The organism is Streptomyces sp. NPDC086554, assembly GCF_040686095.1.
Classification (GTDB): domain Bacteria; phylum Actinomycetota; class Actinomycetes; order Streptomycetales; family Streptomycetaceae; genus Streptomyces.
The window spans coordinates 50,750-66,419 of the sequence record NZ_JBFBJK010000003.1; the positions used below are offsets into that span (position 1 = coordinate 50,750).

Sequence of the window (15,670 nt, forward strand, 5' to 3'; positions counted from 1 at the left end):
AGTGACCCTGTTGAACAACCCCCGAACACGGCGCAGACGCTTCGGCATCGGCGCGGCCGCGGTCGGACTGCTCGCCACGCTGTTCACAGCGGGGCCGGCCGGAGCGACACCCGATCCGGGTGACTCGCCCGCCGCACCCAAGAGCGTGTCGAAGAGCGATCGCGAAGATGCGAAGGCGGCCATCGAGAGCGGAAAGATACCCGCGCCAGACGAGGTCGTGCACTCCGACAACATCAAACATCTGGCCAACATCCCCAAGGACGCGCTGCCGGGACTCAACACCGACCTCGCCTTCCAGGGGAAGTACGCCTTCGCCGGCAACTACGACGGCTTCCGCATCTACGACATCAGCAACCCGAAGGCGCCGAAGACCGTCTCGCAGGTGCTGTGCCCCGGATCGCAGAACGACGTCTCCGTCTCCGGCAACCTGCTCTTCCTCTCCACCGACTCCTCGCGCAGCGACAACTCCTGCAACAGCACCACGCAGCCCGCGACCGAGAAGTCGTCGTGGGAGGGCATGAAGGTCTTCGACATCAGCGACAAGGCCAACCCGAAGTACGTCTCCGCCGTCGAGACCGCCTGCGGCTCGCACACGCACACCCTGGTGCCGAAGAAGAGCGACGTCTACGTGTACGTCTCCTCGTACTCGCCGAACGCGACGTTCCCCGACTGCCAGCCGCCGCACGACGGCATCTCCGTCATCAAGGTGCCCCGCAAGGCACCGCAGAAGGCGGCGGTCGTCAACTTCCCGGTGCTGTTCCCGGGTGAGGGCCCCGACGGCGGCGGCAACCCGGGCGGACCCACCAACCCGGGCGTCTCCAAGACCACCGGCTGCCACGACATCACCGTGCTGCCCTCCCGTGACCTCGCGGCGGGCGCCTGCATGGGCGACGGGATCCTGTTCTCCATCGAGGACCCGGAGAACCCGAAGGTCATCGACCAGGTGCAGGACAACGTGAACTTCGCGTTCTGGCACTCGGCGACCTTCAACCAGAAGGCCAACAAGGTCGTCTTCACCGATGAGTTGGGCGGCGGCAGCGGCGCCACCTGCGACGAGGCGACAGGACCGAACCGCGGCGCCAACGGCATCTACGACATCACCGGCAAGGGCGATCACCGCAAGCTCGTCTTCAAGAGCTACTACAAGATCCCGCGCCACCAGGCCGCGACCGAGAACTGCGTCGCCCACAACGGCTCGCTGATCCCGGTCAAGGGCAAGGACCTCATGGTCCAGGCCTGGTACCAGGGCGGCGTCTCCGTCTGGGACTTCACCGACTCCTCGAAGCCGAAGGAGATCGGCTACTTCGAGCGCGGCCCGCTGACCACCGACAAGATCCAGATCGGCGGCTCCTGGTCGGCGTACTACTACAACGGCTATGTCTACTCCAACGACATCGCCAAGGGCTTCGACGTCCTGAAGATCGACGACAAGCGGACCGATCCCGCCGAGCGGGTCCGGGTCCGTGAGCTCAACGTCCAGACCCAGCCGGACTACTTCGACTGAGTGGACTGCTTCGACCGAGGAGTGGACCGCGTCGCCTGCGTGGTCTGATCCTCGGCCCGCGCATGTGTCCCGCCGGGCGGCTCGTCGCCCGGCGGGACCCCGAGCTCCCAGGCGAGGCCGTACCGCTGGAACAGCTCGGCCCGCAGCGCGGACGCCGGCATCGGCGCCCCCGGAAGCAGCACCGCGAAGACCGCGCCCATCAGGAGCGCGCGCAGCAGCGGATAGTCGGTGTCCACGTCGGACGAGCCATGCCGTACGACGGTGTCGCGGAGCAGCTCGGCGAGGCGCTGCTGCTCCGGGCAGCGCACAAAACCCTCCGCCTGCAGGATGCCCGCCATGTGGGTGCGCATCAGGACGGGGTGGTCCCTGGCCAGGCCCAGGATCGCGTCGATGGCGCGGGCAAGCAGCTCGTCCCCGTCCGTGGTGCGCGGCTCGCGTTCGAGCGCGGCCTCCAGGGTGCGGTGCATCAGGCGGTGCACCGCCGACTGCAGCAGCTGCCGCTTTCCGGGGAAGTAGTACGACACCAATCCGCGCGCCGATCCGGCGCGGTCCGCGATGTCGGCAAGGGTCGTCGCCTCGTAGCCGCGCTCGCCCACGAGCTCGACCGTGGCCTGCAGGAGCCGCTCCCGAGAACGCCTTCGCAACTCTTCATTGACCGATGGGCTACGCGGGGACATCCTGTAACTCCTGCGTTGACTGGCTCTGAGCCAATATACTCAGTGCGTCCCGGGCCAAGACCCCCAGTGGGCCTGTCATGGTCCGGTGCGACCTGGGGCAGGCAACACCGCGGGGGAGTGTTGCCTGCTCACAGGTGCCGATCGGCCGAACCGTCCCTACAGTGGGCCGGGGGGCCGAGGAGGCGTACTGAGATGGATCAAGAGCAGATTCTGTCCCGGATCGCGTCGATGGTCGACGACGAGCGGACGCTGCGGGACTCCCTGGCGTCGGGAGCGATCGACGAGGCGACGGAACGTGCGCGGCTCGCTGTGATCGAACGCGAGCTCGACCAGTGCTGGGACCTGCTGCGGCAGCGGCGCGCGAAGGCCGAGTTCGGCGAGAACCCGAACGAGGCGCGGGTCCGCCCGACGGCCGAGGTCGAGGGATACCAGTCCTAGCGGTCATCCAGGCCATCCAGGCCATCCAGGTCTTCCACCGGACGCACGCCGAGGAGCCGGCATGGGCGCCGAGCGAGGCAAGCCGTACCGCGGCAATCTGATCACCGTCACCTTCGACGCGCGGCGTGCAGTATCGACTTGTCGATGGCTCTACGGAGCGGCCGGACGCCCCCACCACCGTGCAGCGGACCGACGACGGCAGGCTGGTGCTCCGCGGCGACCAGCCGTACTGCGACCTCTCCGGGGCCTGCAAGGCGTAAGAGGCGGTCCGACACCCCGGCCTCAGGCGTGGTCGACGAGGACGAGGACCGGGCGCAGTCCGTCCGGCCGCCGCTCCACGGGTAGATGGTCCACGAAGTGCACCGCGCAGCCGAGCGCGGCCGCGCCGCCGTCCGCGCGCCGGTCGTCACCGACCATCAGAGCGTCCGAGGGATCGACCCCGAGTGCCTCCAGGGCGTGCGCGAACAGCCGCGGGTCGGGCTTCTGGATGTCATGTTCGTACGACAGCACGTACGCGTCGATGTACGGGTCGAGCCCGTGGGCGCGAACGACGGGGCGCAGATCCCAGCCGATGTTGCTGACCACCGCGACGCGGACGCCCCGCGAGCGCAGCCCGGCGAGCACCTCCACCGCGTCGGCGTAGGGGCGCCAGGCCTCCGGTGTCATATGGCGGTCGTAGAGGGCGTCGTGCAGCCGCGGATCGGGGAGCGTGACCTCGCGGGACAGGCCCGTGTACGCGGCGCGGTGCCGATCGGCGCTCCGGTCGCGCGAGCCCCACACCTCGGCCAGGTGCGCGGGCACGGTGACGGGACTGGCCCCGCCGGGCAGCGCCCCGGCTCGCTCCAGGTCGGCCGCACAGCGCTCAACCTCCCGCTCGGGGAGAGCCATCCGCGCCTCCCGAAGCACCGCGCGCAGCCAGGCCCCGGTGGATTCGACGCGGAACAGCGTCCCGGAGAAGTCGAAGAGTGCGCCCTTGATCGTCATGGAAGGATCCTCCGGGAGCGCCCGAGGGACGGTCAAGTGCCGTTGCCCGGCAGGCAATTCGCCGGTGCGCCGCGCCGCGCCGGTACGTGTGGGTCGCGGGGCCAAGGCTGTCGCGCGGGCGCAGGGTCGTGCATGTGGGGGCTGGTGGGGGCACAACTGCCGTCGCCGGTGCGGGTGTTACGTTGCGGCGGGCACCGCCGCCTGGGTGAGGGGCTGGCGGGCATGCAAGTGCCGTCGCCCGTGCGAGTGTTACGTGTCCCGGCGGCCTGTGCGCCCCGCTGGTGCGCCTACTTCGCGATGGTCGGGCCGCCCGTCGCGCGGGTGCCGGGCTGCAAGGGCCGTCAAGGCCCGGGGGGCGATCAAGTGCTCTCGCCCGTGCGGGGGTCCCCGTCGGCGTCGGCTCGTGAACCCTGCCAGTAGGTGTACGTCGCCACGGCCAGGGCCACCATCAGTGCGCCGAGCAGCCAGCCGCCGACGACGTCCGATGCCCAGTGCACGCCGTTCCAGATCCGGGTCAGGCCGACCCCGATGACGGAGACCACGGCGAGCGTCAGGCCCGTGCGCCAGACGGCGGGGCCCACGCCGTACACGCGGAGGAGCCACAGGAGCAGTCCGCAGACCACCGCTGCCGTCATGGCGTGGCCGGAGGGGAAGGCCGCGTACTGGGCGGAGTCCACCGGGTCGGGCCAGGACGGGCGCGGCCGGTCGACCGCCGCCTTCAGTCCCTGCTGCACCAACGTGCCCACCGCGCAGGTGGCCGCGATCCACAGGGCGAGCCACCACGCGCCGCGGAACGCCAGCCACACCACCGTCACAGTGCACAGCGCGCGCATCGTCCACGGGTCCCACACCCAGTCGGTCAGGATGCGACTGGCGTGCGTGAGGTCGTCGTGCGCGACGGCCCAGCGATGCGTGGTGCGCGCGATGTCGCCGTCGAGGTCCATCAGTGGGCGCCACTCCAGCTCGACCAGGAGCAGCAGCGCGATCGAGGGGACGCACAGCAGCGCCGCCACGAGTGCGGCGCGGGAACCGGGGGGACGGGGCGGGCGGGGTGGCGGGGCGAGGGGTGCGGCGGGGTGCATGGGGTGATCCTCGCCGACGGGCGGCGCCCCGGGCCATCCCGGGGTGCGGCGCGTCATACGATCCGGTAAGACCGGGTGCGGCGCGTCACGCGATCCGGTCAGCCGAGGGCGCGCAGGCCCGGCACGAACGTCACCAGGACGGGGATCACCGGCACCAGCGCCGCAGCCGCCGTGAGGCGCAGCCTGCGGGCCGGGGTGAGGCGCGGGCGGGCGGAAAGCAGGCGGTGCACGCGCTGCGGAACATGTGCCTGCGGGGTCGGGCAGGGGCCGAACACGCCCCGGTCCTCGTTGAGTTCGACCAGGGCGAGCGCGATCGTGAGGCGCCCGAAGCGGCGTGATGCCACATCGTCGGCGGCCAGCTCCACCAGGCGGTGCATCTCGTCCCGGAACGCGGCGAAGACCGGCACCTGCGGGAAGCCGGTGGCCAGCGCGCCCGAGCAGTGCAGGAGCCAGTCGTGCCTGGCCTGCGCGTGCCCCTGCTCATGGGCCAGCACGGCATCGAGCTGACGCCCCTTCAGGCGGAGCAACGCCGCTGTGGTGATGACCAGTTGGGGAGCACTGCCCGGCAGCCACCAGGCGTCGGGGCGCTCGCCCTCCAGGACCACGAGACGGTCGGCGCCGGGCTCCTCGCCGGGCAGCAGCGGGGCGCGCCGCAGCAGTTCGGTACGCCGCTTGCGGCGCCGGGCCCGGGCCCGCGCGATCTCCCGCGTCAGCATCGCCGCGGTCCATACGCCGCCGAGGGCCAGCGCCACGGCCGTCGCCGGCGCCCAGGAACCGCCCGCCCCCAGCGCGTAGGCCTCCACGACGTCGTTCGGCGCGGGGGCGAAGACATGGCCGCGTACGGCCTGCCACGCGTCGGCGGCGCTCAGGACCATCGACAGGCCGCAGCAGAGCAGGACACCCGCAACGACGCACTGCCACGCCCACAGCGCGACGATCGGCTCGCGCTCCGGCCAGTCGGCCCGTGCGAGAAGACGCGGGGCGACGGCGGCGGTGAGGGCGCCCAGCAGCAACAGCGCAACGGGGAGCAACATGTGTCAACCCTATGAGGGCGGTGCTACCGGAGGGTATGGCATGCCGCCTCAAGTGACGCACGCCACGTCCCGCCGGGGATTGGCCACAAGGTGTTTGGCTAAAGGGTGAGCAGCATCGCGAGCATGGCGATGCCCATGGACAAGCGGCACACCATCGCGAGCTCCGGACGGTCGGCCCACCCGATGACAGTGCCGCCGGTGCCGCCGGTGCCGCCGCCCTCTGTCGCGAGCGTCCGCACCGGCAGCAGGCGCACGCCCGACCAGAGGACGTACCCCGCGAAGTAGAGCAGCAGCGTGCCGGTGAGGACGGGGGCGCCACCGCCGCCGTGGCCCGCGTGCGCCGAGGGCGTCGCGGTCATGGCCAACGCCATGTAGACCATGGCGCCCGCGCCGACCAGGTGGTGCAGGTGATGCGGATCGCGCCGGGCCGCCCACAGCGCGCGCAGTGCCGCGGCCCCGAACACCGCCGCATAGACCGGCCAGGCCCATCGCGGCGGGGTCAGTACGGTGGCGGGCACGGCCATCGCCGCCATCCCGAACCCCATGAGCGCCTCGCCGCCCGCGGTGCGCCGCTGTTCCTCGATCCTGCTGCGCAGCCGCAGCAGGCAGTAGGACCCGGTCGCCACGCACAGCGCGACGAGCAGCCAGCCGGCCTGCGCCGGTCCGTGCACCGCGCACCTCCCCGATCGACCGATCGACGCCGTCGTCGGGTCGATGCCCGTGCGCGGGGAGTCGTATGCGAGCGCACGGGGGTACGCCGGGAGCGCAGCGGGCGCGGAGTGCGAGATGTTTTCCAGGTAAAACACTTGCTAATGTTCTCCGTATGAGCAGCACACCACCCCCCGAGGCCCGCCCTTCCCGACCCCCGCTCCTGTCGACCGTCCGCCGGCTCCCCCTGGCAGGTGTGCTGCGCCTGGCCAAGCCGTCCGACATCTGGTTCAAGCCCGCGTCGAGCGTGGTCGTCGCCACCGCGATACCGAATCTCACGCTCCTCGCGCTCGGCCGCCTCGACCTCGTGATGTACACGATGGCCGGATCGTTCTGCGCCCTCTACGCGCACAACCTCCCCTACGCCGCCCGTGCCCGGGCCCTCGCCGGGGTCGTCGCCGGAATGCTCGCGAGCGTCGGCGTCGCCCTGGTCACCGCCTCGCTCACCTCGTCACCGGCCGTCCTGGTGGCCGTCGGCGCGCTGCTCGCCGCCGCCCAGAAGACGCTCTGCGACGCGACCCGCATCGGCCCGCCCGGCCACCTCATCTTCACCTTCATCAGCTCGGCCACCCTCTTCGCGCCGCAGCATCTCGGCCAGGTCCCGGGCCACCTCGCGCTGACCCTTGCCGCGGGCGCCGTGGCCTGGCTCGTCGGCATGGCCCCCGCCCTGCTGCGCCCGCACGGCCCCGAACGGCGGGCCACCGCCCGCGCCCTGCACGCCGCCGCCGCGTACGCCGAAGCGGCGGGGCCCGGCAGGTCGGCAGGCCCCGGCCGGGAGCGCGCCCGCGCGGGTGCGGCCGCCGCGATCCACGCCGCTTGGCAGTCGCTGCTCGCCACCGGCGCCCGTACGCGGCCGCGCCGCGCCCTCGAACTCCTGGTGATCCAGGCCGAGGAGGCCCTTGCGGCGCCCTCGGCGGCGGACCCCGCACGGCTGCGCTCCTGGGCGGCCGGACTGCGCGGCACCGGAACCGTCCCGCTCCCCGACCACGTACGGCCAGAGGCGGACGCCGAACTGCGGGGCCTGGAGGCCGAGTTGGCGTCCGAGTCCGTGAAGAGCCCGCTGTGGCGCCGCATCGCGCCCGGCTCTCCGCTGCTGCCCATCGCGCTGCGCACCGCCCTCGGCTGCGCGCTCGCGGGGTACGCGTCGATGGCCCTCGGCGTCGGCCGCCCCTACTGGGCACTCGTCACCGCCGCCTCGCTCTACCAGGCCAACGTCACGCTCACCTGGAGCAGGGGAGTGCAGCGGGTGGTCGGCAACCTCGTCGGCGTGCTCGCCTTCGCCGCGATCGTGCCGGTGGCCCACCTCGGGCACGCCGCGCTCATCGTCTGCTGTCTCGCGCTCGCCTTCGGCGCGGAGGCGCTGATCACCCGCAACTACTGGCTCGGCAGCGTGTGCGTGACCCCGATGGCGCTCCTGGTGACGGAGTTCGTGCGGTTCCAGGAGCCCGGCGGTCTGATCCTCGACCGGATCGTCGACACGCTGGTCGGCGCGCTCCTCGGCATCGTCGCGGCCATCGTGGTCACCAACCGGCGCGCCGCCGACCACATCGAGCTCGCCATCGACGCCACGGACCGCGCCCGCGCCCACGCCGAGCGGACCCTCGCCGCCCCGTCGCCCACGCCCGACGCCCTGCGGCAGGACCGCCGCCGCCTCACCGCGGCCCTGGTCGAGCTCCGCACGGCCGACGACGCGGCCGCGGGCGAATGGTGGCAGCGCGCCCTGCCGCAGCAGCGGGTGCTCGTCGCCGAGCAGGCCGGACACCGTACGCTCGCGGCAGCGTCGTCGGCCGTGCGCGGCACGGGAAGCGGCGCCGAGAGCGTAGGAGCGGGCCGGCCGTGAGGGCCGGGGCGAGAAGGAACGGCGAGGGCACGGGAGCATGACGAACCGGAGCGGTCCCGGCGCGGCGGGCGACACCGTCGCCGCCGTGGTGCGGCAGTGGCAGACGGTGCGGCCGGACATCGACACCGGGCCGATGGAGGTCATCGGACGCATCAACCGCTGCGCGGCCCTCCTCCAGCAGGCCGAGGACGCCCCGCTGCGACGGGTGGGCCTGACCCGCCCCGAATTCGACCTCCTGGGCGCCCTGCGCCGCACCGGCCACGAGCTGACCCCCGGCGAACTCGCCCGCGAGACCTTCTCCTCGGGGGCCGCCGTCACCAAACGCCTCAAGCAGCTCCAGGAGCGCGGGCTTGTCGACCGGCGCGTCGACAGCCGGGACCGCAGGGTTTCCCACGTACGCCTGACCGATGAGGGAAGGGACCTCGTCGACGCGATCCTGCCCGATCAGCTCGCGTACGAGACGGTGGTCCTGGCCGGGCTCGACGCCGAGGGTCAGGGTCAATTGAGCGGGCTTCTGGGGGAGTTGCTAGCGCAGCTAGAGGGGCGGCTTGGCGGGGTTGCGGGGCTGCGGGGGTAGGGGCGCCGTCGTTGCCTGCGGCGCCATCGTGGCTGGTCGCGCAGTTCCCCGCGCCCCTTCGGGGGCGCAGCCCCTCTAGTCGGTGTCCTCCACCGACGCCGCCAGCAACCGCCTGGTCTCCGGCTCCACCTGCTCCGCGTAATACTCATACAGCGCCGTCCGCCCAAGCCGCTCCGCCAGGCGACCGTCGCCCAACGTAATCGCCGCGAGGACCTCGCGGTGATGGGCGATGGAGCGTTCCATCCAGGCCGCCGTGTCCGACACGCCCGCGATCTTCTTCTCGATGGCCTCGACCACCGCCTCGTGCACGGCACGCGCGCACAGTCCGAGCAGCGAGTTGCCGCTCGCCTCGGCGATCGCCCGGTGGAAGAGCGCGTCGGCCTCGCTGAACGCGTGCAGGGACGCCGCGCCGCCGCTGAGTGACTCCATGCGGGCGATCTGCTCGCGCATCCGTTCCAGGTCCGCCTCGCCGTGCAGCCGCGCCGCGAGACGGTTGCTCTCGGCGTCGAGCACCATGCGGAACTGCACCAGTTCGCCGAGGGTCGCCACGCTGGAGCGGGTGAGCCTGCCGAGGGCCTGGCTGAGGTTGTCGGGGGAGACGCCGAGGACCTCAGCGCCGAGCGGATCGCCGGGGCGCGAGCGGATCAGGCCCGCCGACTGCAGGACGCGTAGCGCCTCACGGACCGTGGAACGGCCGACACCGAACCGGTTGACCAGCTCACGCTCGGCCGGAAGCCGGGAGCCTGGCGGCAGATCGCCGGCGAGAATCCGCTCCTCTATCTGCTCGGCGACCCGCTGGTAGGCGCGGACCGGTGTGACCGTCTTGAACAGGTCGGTGTCGTCGGCGGCCATCGGCCCGCCCCCTCCGCGATACGTGATGTCGGCGCGGAAAACCAAGATCTGATGGTTGACCCGGCCCTGAACGTGGAGGCAGAGTACGGGAACTCAACTGGTCTGACCAGTCGACTGGCCTTGTGGTCGGCCGACTTGGAGGTTCCATGCATGCCAGCTCAAGCACGCCGCTCGCCACGCCCGCCGTCGATGCCGATGCCGCCGTCGCCTTCACCCAGGCCCTGGTCCGGCTGCGCACCGTCAACGCGACCGGAGCCACCGAGGTCGAGCGGCCCGCCGCCGAACTCGTCGCCCGGCTCTTCGACACGTTCGGCTGGACGTACGACGTGGTGGAGATCGCGCCGGGGCGGCCCAACACCGTCGCCGTCATCGAGGGCGGGGGCGGCGAAGGGCCGACCCTGATGTTCGAGGGGCACATCGACGTCGTCACGGAGGGGGATCCGGCGGACTGGAGCGTCGATCCCTACGGTGCGGAGATCCGCGACGGCAAGCTCTGGGGGCGCGGCTCCGCCGACATGAAGTCCGGTGTCGCAGCGATGATTTACGCCGTACGGGCCCTGCAGCTCGCCGGGCCCTTCCCCGGCCGGATCGTCATCGGCGTGCTGTGCGACGAGGAAGGTCTGATGCTCGGCGCGAAGGCGTTCGCGGCGACGCCGCTCGCGCGCGAGGTGGACGGCGTCATCGTCTGCGAGCCCGAGGGGTACGAGGTGTGCACATCGGCCCGCGGCGGCATCCGGCTCCGCCTCGACCTGGACGGGGTGATGGCACACGGCTGCATGCCGCAGGAGGCGAAGAGCCCCATCGTCGCCGGAGCGCGAATCGTCGAGGCGCTCGCCCGCGTCCAGACCTGGGCCGAAGTGCGCTACGGCACCCACCCGCACGCGGGCCGCGTCACGGTCACGCCGACCGTCCTGCACGGCGGCGACCCCGACCAGCTGAACGTGATCCCCGCGCACGGCGTCGTCGGCATCGACGTGCGCACCATCCCCGGCACCGACCACGCCGAACTCATCGATCGGGTACGGAAGTTCGCCGCCGAGGCGGCCGCCGATGTCGGGGTGGGTGTCGCCCTGACCGTCGTCGACGACCGGCCCGCGATCGAGATCCCCGAGGACCATCCGGTGGTCACCGCCCTGGTCGAAGGGCACCGCCAAGTACACGGCGCCGCGCCGCCCTTCGGGGCCGTGCCCGGCACCACGGACGGCACCATCCTCACCCGCGACGCGGGCCTGCCGACGGTCGTCTACGGACCGGGCGGCAAGTGGATCGCCCACCAAAAGGACGAGTTCGTGGAGGTGCGGGAGATCGCCGAGTACACCCGGGTGTACGCCGCTGCTGCCCGCGCCTTCCTCACGGCAGGTGCACGATGATCCGGCCCGGCGCGATGAACCACCCCGAAGGGCTGCCCGTCGGCGACGGCTCGGCGGCCGCTCCCCGACGCCGGGCCGTGTGCTTCCCGTTCGACGGCAGCGAGATCGGCACGGCTCCCGTCGGCGACGCGGAGCTCGCGGCGCGGGCGGTCGAGCACGCGGCCGCGATCCGTGGACAGGTCGGGAGGCTCACCGCGGGCGTGCGGCGGCAGGTGCTTGCCGGGGTTGCCGACGCGCTGGCCGACGCGGCACCGGAACTGGTCGACCTGCTCGTCCTGGAGACCGGCAAACCGCTCGTCGACTGCCAGGTCGAGATGGCGCGGACCGTGGCGACCTGGCAGTCGGCGGCGGACGAGGTGGCCCATCTGCACGGCGAGACCGTGCCGTTGGACCTCCAGGCGTCCGGGGACGGCCTGTTCGGCTTCTGGACCCGGCGGCCCGTCGGCGTCGTCGTCGGCATCGCGGGCTTCAACTACCCGGTCCTGCTCGCCTCCCACAAGATCGCCCCGGCGCTCGCAGCGGGCTGCCCGGTGATCGTCAAACCGGCGCCCGCGACACCGCTCGCCACCCTGCGGCTCGTCCATCTCGTACGCGAGAAGCTCATCGCAGCCGGCGCGCCTGCCGGGGCGGTGCAACTCGTCACCGGGGACGCGGAGGTCGGCCGCACGCTCACCACACACCCGGAGGTCGCCGCGGTCTCCTTCACCGGGTCCGCGGCCGTCGGCCACCGCATCGCGCGGGACGCCGCGCCCCGCAAGGTGGTCCTCGAACTCGGCTCCAACGCCGCGCTCGTCGTGGCCGCCGACGCCGATCTCGACGCCGCGGCCGACGCGGTGGTGCGGGGCGGCTTCTACGCATCGGGGCAGGCCTGCATCTCCGTACAGCGGGTGATCGTCGTCGACGCGATCGCCGGGGAGTTCGAGAAGAGGCTGGCGCGGCGGCTCCCGGAGGTCGCCGTCGGCGACCCGCGCGAGCCGGGGACCCGCGTATCGGCGCTCATCGACGAGGCGGCGACGCAGCGGGTGCTCGACTGGATCGGGCGGGCGTGCGCGGCGGGGGCCCGCCTTGTGGCCGGAGGGGAGCGCGCGCGGGACGGCCGGTGCGTCGCCCCGACCCTGCTCGCCGACGTCCCCGACGGCGAACCGGCCTGGGACGAGGAGATCTTCGGCCCGGTCGTCTGCCTGCGTACGGTGCCGGATCTGGACACCGCGTACGACGTGGTCAACGCGAGCCGCTACGGCCTGCACGCCGCCGTGTACACCCGCGACCTGCGGGCCGCGCTGCGGGCGGTGGAGTCCCTGGAGGTCGGCGGCGTCGTGGTGAACGAAGTGCCCGGCTACCGCAGCGACATCGCCCCCTACGGCGGCGTCAAGGACTCCGGCATCGGCCGCGAAGGCCCCCGGTTCGCGATCGAGGAACTGACGGTGACGCGGATGGCGGTCATCCGGCCCTGAGCAGTCTTGTCGAAGTGGGGGACCGCACACTCGTCATCGGTCTTCCAACGGAGCGCTTATCCGCACGCCAAGAGAGCACGCCAAGAGAGGCAGCACACCATGGACTACGGCAACCTCTTCCGGCTCGACGCACGTCGCATCGCGGTGGTCGGCGGCGCGAGCGGCATCGGCCGCGAGGCCGCCCGCGCGCTGGTCGCCCAGGGCGCGCACGTCGTCGTCGCCGACCGGGATGCGGCGGGGGCCGCGCAGACGGCGGCGCTCGCGGCGGACGGCGCTTCGGCCGGTGAGCGCCCCGGCACGGCCGCCGCGTACCCCCTCGACGTCCTCGAACCCGACGCCGTGCGCGCCGCCGTCGCCGAGTGGGGGCCGCTCGACGGGCTCGTCGTCACCGTCGGGGCCAATGTCCGCAAGCGCATCGCCGATTACACCCTCGACGAGTTCGACCGCGTCGTCGCGCTGAACCTGCGGTCCTACCTCACGCTCATCCAGGCCGTGGCTCCCGGCATGGCCGAGCGCGGGCGGGGCAGCGTCGTGGGGTTCGCCTCGATGCGGGCCTTCCAGGTGGAGCCGGGGCAGGGGGCGTACGCCGCGTCGAAGGCGGGGCTGATTCAGTTGCTGCGGACCGCCGCAGCAGAATGGGGGCCGCAGGGCGTGCGGTTCAACGCTGTCGCGCCCGGCGTCGTCCGTACCCCGCTCACCGATCAGATCGCCGCCGACCCCGCATGGTTCGATGCCTACACCCAGGCCTCCGCGCTCAAGCGCTGGGCCCGTGCCGACGAGCTCGCCGGCGCCGTCGCCTATCTGGTGTCGGACGCGGCCACGTTCGTCACGGGCAGCGTGCTGACGGTGGATGGTGGCTGGACGGCGGTCGACGGGCGTTACGAACCCTCGGTGTGACTCTCGCGCCGATCGTTGCGTCCGGGCCGCGTGTACGTCCCGGTCGCGTGACCGTCCCGCCGCGTGACCGTCCCCCGCGCGTGACCTCCCCTCGCACCTCCCCAAGGAGTCCCCTCATGCCCCCGACAGCCGAAGACAGCGGCGAGCAGGGGGCACCGGCCCCCGCGGCCTCGCCCCTGGACGGGCTCCCCAGCCTGCGCGGCGTGGCCCGTCCCTCTCTGTGGCTGCTGCTCGTCCCCGTCCTGCTCTACGGTTCCGCGCCGTTCGTCGCCAACCGCATCGAGCCCCGGATCTTCGGCGTCCCCTTCCTGCTGGCCTGGGTCATCGCCGCCACGGTTGTCAGCCCGCTCGTCATCTGGCTCGCGGCGCGTCTCGACCCTGCCTACCGCACGGGCGCCGTCGAGCCGATCCCTGCCGACGACGTTGCCGACGACCTTGCCGCCGACCCCGAAGGAGGCCGTCGATGAACGGGTCCGCAGTCGTCGCGACCACCGTGTTCGCGATCGCCATGGTCGCCACCATCCTGATCGGGGTGTGGAGCGCCCGCGGCCGGTCCAAGGGGCTCGCCGAGTGGTCGGTCTCCAGCCGTGGCCTCGGGGTGCTCTTCATCTGGCTGCTGATGGCGGGCGAGACGTACACCAGCTTTTCGTTTCTGGGGACGGCTGGTTGGTCGTTCTCGTTTGGCGCGCCGATTTTGTATTTGGTCGCCTATCTGACCGTCGGTTTCGCCGTCGCGTATGTGGTGGGGCCCGCGCTGTGGACGTACGCGACCCGGCACGGGCTCATCTCGATCGCGGACATCGCCGAATTCCGGTTCCGCTCACGGCCGGTGGGGATTCTCGTTGCTGTTATTGCGACTGTTTTCATCGTCCCCTACATTCAGGTGCAGATTCAGGGCATGGGCGTCGTCGTGAACGCGATGACGTATGGCAGCGTCGATCTGAAGGTCGCGGCCGTGATTTCTTTTGTGGTGGCCGAGGTCTTCATCCTTGTGTCGGGGCTGCGCGGTTCGGCTTGGGTGAGTGTGCTCAAGGACCTGCTGGTGATCGTCGCCGTCGTGTTTCTCGCCGTGTACATCCCGATGCACTATCTCGGCGGGTTCGGTGAATTCATGCAGCGCATGGTGAGCGAGAAGCCGGAGTGGCTGACCTTTCCGGGGCATTCGTCAGGTGGGCGGGACGGTGTGTGGTTCCTGAGCACTGTGGTGCTCAACGCCGTGACGATCACCATCTTCCCGACGACGGTTGCCGGTTACCTCAGCGCGAAGAGTCCCAACGCGCTGCGTCGCAATGCGTTGCTTCTGCCCTGGTATCAACTGCTTCTGTTCGTGCCGATGGTGGTCGGTGCCACGGCGTTGTTCGTGATGCCGAACCTTGGCAATCCCGACTTGGCTCTGTTCAGCCTTGTGACTGATTCGCTGCCGTCGCCTGTCGTCGCGGTGGTTGGTGTCGCGGGTGCTTTGTCGGCGATCGTGCCGATGAGTGTCTTCATGCTGTCCATCGGTACGTTGTGGGGGCGCACTGTTTTGGGTGGCGGGAACGGTGCTGATCCGCGGGCGCGGCGTCGTGTTCTGGGGAAGTCTGGGGATGTGCGTGATATTCGGGTCAAGCGGCTGTCCCAACTGGTTTGCGTTGTCGCCGGGTTGATCGCCCTCGCGGGCAGTCTCTTTTATCCGAACACCCTTGTTGAGCTGTCGGTGCTGTCGTACGAGGGGCTTGCGCAGCTGGTGCCTGTCGTGCTGCTGGCCTTGTTCTGGCGGCGGTTGACTGCGCGGGCGGCTGTGGCGGGGATGCTGGTCGGGCTTGCGGTGATGACGGTGTTGTGGGCCACCGAGAACGACCCCTGGCGGGGGGTGAATGGCGGCATCATCGCGCTTGTCGCCAATCTGGTTGTGCTGCTTGGGGTCGTCTGGGTGGCTCCGGGGCCTGGTCCCGGTGCGGAGCATCGTCCGGGGGCTTCGGTGACCCGGCGTTTGATTGGCGCCGGGGCCGCCCGGTTGTCCGGAGTGTTGCGGTTCCGGGCTGGGAGTCAAGGGCGCTCCGCTGCGCTGCGCGTCGGCTTCGCCGATTGCGCTTCGCTTCACCCTTGACACCCAGCCCTCCACCGCGTGAAGCGTGATGACCGGGCGGCCACGAAACGGGGCTCACGGGGACCGGGGGTTGGGTCATCCGGCTTGAGCGCCGGGTGCGGACTAGTTCGTTTCATGTGCCGTCCCGCTGGAGGGGTGCGCGGCCGCTCGGGGATGGGGGACCT

The 15,670-nt window shown here is 71.5% G+C and carries 16 protein-coding genes; 10 read left to right on the plus strand and 6 right to left on the minus strand.

Features of this window, described 5'->3' with window-relative positions; genetic code table 11:
* Position 1 precedes the first annotated feature (1 nt).
* Entirely contained in the window at positions 2 to 1,504 is a 1,503-nt protein-coding gene (locus AB0O76_RS05205; protein WP_365485659.1) for a hypothetical protein, read from the plus strand.
* Here AB0O76_RS05205 and AB0O76_RS05210 read toward each other — a convergent pair.
* Complete coding sequence (locus AB0O76_RS05210; protein ID WP_365485661.1) at positions 1,492 to 2,181, minus strand: helix-turn-helix domain-containing protein; 690 nt, start codon at positions 2,179 to 2,181, stop codon at positions 1,492 to 1,494. The genes AB0O76_RS05205 and AB0O76_RS05210 overlap by 13 nt on opposite strands.
* A 192-nt stretch (positions 2,182 to 2,373) precedes the next feature.
* Between AB0O76_RS05210 and AB0O76_RS05215 the strand changes: the two genes are divergently transcribed.
* Together AB0O76_RS05215 and AB0O76_RS05220 are read left to right on the plus strand one after the other, a co-directional pair.
* Positions 2,374 to 2,619, plus strand: a complete 246-nt coding sequence (locus AB0O76_RS05215; protein ID WP_365485662.1) for a DUF2630 family protein — start codon at positions 2,374 to 2,376, stop codon at positions 2,617 to 2,619.
* A gap of 125 nt (positions 2,620 to 2,744) precedes the next feature.
* Positions 2,745 to 2,879 (plus strand): hypothetical protein, encoded by a 135-nt coding sequence (locus tag AB0O76_RS05220; RefSeq protein WP_365485664.1) that lies wholly within the window; start codon positions 2,745 to 2,747, stop codon positions 2,877 to 2,879.
* 22 nt (positions 2,880 to 2,901) lie between these two features.
* On the opposite strand, the gene AB0O76_RS05225 is transcribed toward AB0O76_RS05220, so the two are convergent.
* The 4 genes from AB0O76_RS05225 to AB0O76_RS05240 all read right to left on the minus strand — a co-directional run bounded on the left by AB0O76_RS05225 (position 2,902) and on the right by AB0O76_RS05240 (position 6,390).
* Entirely contained in the window at positions 2,902 to 3,603 is a 702-nt protein-coding gene (locus tag AB0O76_RS05225) for an HAD-IA family hydrolase (RefSeq protein ID WP_365485666.1), read from the minus strand.
* A 359-nt stretch (positions 3,604 to 3,962) separates the two neighbouring features.
* Positions 3,963 to 4,685, minus strand: coding sequence for a phosphatase PAP2 family protein (locus AB0O76_RS05230; RefSeq protein ID WP_365485668.1), 723 nt, complete (start codon positions 4,683 to 4,685; stop codon positions 3,963 to 3,965).
* 98 nt (positions 4,686 to 4,783) lie between these two features.
* Complete coding sequence (locus AB0O76_RS05235) at positions 4,784 to 5,719, minus strand: M56 family metallopeptidase (RefSeq protein WP_365485670.1); 936 nt, start codon at positions 5,717 to 5,719, stop codon at positions 4,784 to 4,786.
* A gap of 98 nt (positions 5,720 to 5,817) precedes the next feature.
* Positions 5,818 to 6,390, minus strand: a complete 573-nt coding sequence (locus AB0O76_RS05240) for a DUF5134 domain-containing protein (protein WP_365486327.1) — start codon at positions 6,388 to 6,390, stop codon at positions 5,818 to 5,820.
* A 152-nt stretch (positions 6,391 to 6,542) separates the two neighbouring features.
* Between AB0O76_RS05240 and AB0O76_RS05245 the strand changes: the two genes are divergently transcribed.
* Together AB0O76_RS05245 and AB0O76_RS05250 are read left to right on the plus strand one after the other, a co-directional pair.
* Complete coding sequence (locus AB0O76_RS05245; protein ID WP_365485672.1) at positions 6,543 to 8,267, plus strand: FUSC family protein; 1,725 nt, start codon at positions 6,543 to 6,545, stop codon at positions 8,265 to 8,267.
* A 37-nt stretch (positions 8,268 to 8,304) separates the two neighbouring features.
* Positions 8,305 to 8,844, plus strand: coding sequence for a MarR family transcriptional regulator (locus tag AB0O76_RS05250; protein WP_365485674.1), 540 nt, complete (start codon positions 8,305 to 8,307; stop codon positions 8,842 to 8,844).
* 75 nt (positions 8,845 to 8,919) lie between these two features.
* On the opposite strand, the gene AB0O76_RS05255 is transcribed toward AB0O76_RS05250, so the two are convergent.
* Positions 8,920 to 9,696 carry a FadR/GntR family transcriptional regulator gene (locus AB0O76_RS05255; RefSeq protein WP_365485676.1) on the minus strand — a complete coding sequence of 259 codons (777 nt, stop codon included), beginning with the start codon at positions 9,694 to 9,696 and terminating at the stop codon, positions 8,920 to 8,922.
* A gap of 146 nt (positions 9,697 to 9,842) precedes the next feature.
* Between AB0O76_RS05255 and AB0O76_RS05260 the strand changes: the two genes are divergently transcribed.
* The 5 genes from AB0O76_RS05260 to AB0O76_RS05280 all read left to right on the plus strand — a co-directional run bounded on the left by AB0O76_RS05260 (position 9,843) and on the right by AB0O76_RS05280 (position 15,506).
* Positions 9,843 to 11,066 (plus strand): M20 family metallopeptidase, encoded by a 1,224-nt coding sequence (locus tag AB0O76_RS05260; RefSeq protein WP_365485678.1) that lies wholly within the window; start codon positions 9,843 to 9,845, stop codon positions 11,064 to 11,066.
* Positions 11,063 to 12,520 (plus strand): aldehyde dehydrogenase family protein, encoded by a 1,458-nt coding sequence (locus AB0O76_RS05265; RefSeq protein WP_365485680.1) that lies wholly within the window; start codon positions 11,063 to 11,065, stop codon positions 12,518 to 12,520. The genes AB0O76_RS05260 and AB0O76_RS05265 overlap by 4 nt, the downstream gene beginning before the upstream one ends.
* Before the next feature lie 99 nt (positions 12,521 to 12,619).
* Positions 12,620 to 13,417 carry an SDR family oxidoreductase gene (locus AB0O76_RS05270; protein ID WP_365485682.1) on the plus strand — a complete coding sequence of 266 codons (798 nt, stop codon included), beginning with the start codon at positions 12,620 to 12,622 and terminating at the stop codon, positions 13,415 to 13,417.
* A gap of 116 nt (positions 13,418 to 13,533) precedes the next feature.
* Positions 13,534 to 13,884, plus strand: a complete 351-nt coding sequence (locus tag AB0O76_RS05275; RefSeq protein ID WP_365485684.1) for a DUF3311 domain-containing protein — start codon at positions 13,534 to 13,536, stop codon at positions 13,882 to 13,884.
* Positions 13,881 to 15,506 carry a sodium:solute symporter family protein gene (locus tag AB0O76_RS05280; protein ID WP_365485685.1) on the plus strand — a complete coding sequence of 542 codons (1,626 nt, stop codon included), beginning with the start codon at positions 13,881 to 13,883 and terminating at the stop codon, positions 15,504 to 15,506. The genes AB0O76_RS05275 and AB0O76_RS05280 overlap by 4 nt, the downstream gene beginning before the upstream one ends.
* The last annotated feature ends 164 nt before the right edge of the window (positions 15,507 to 15,670 follow it).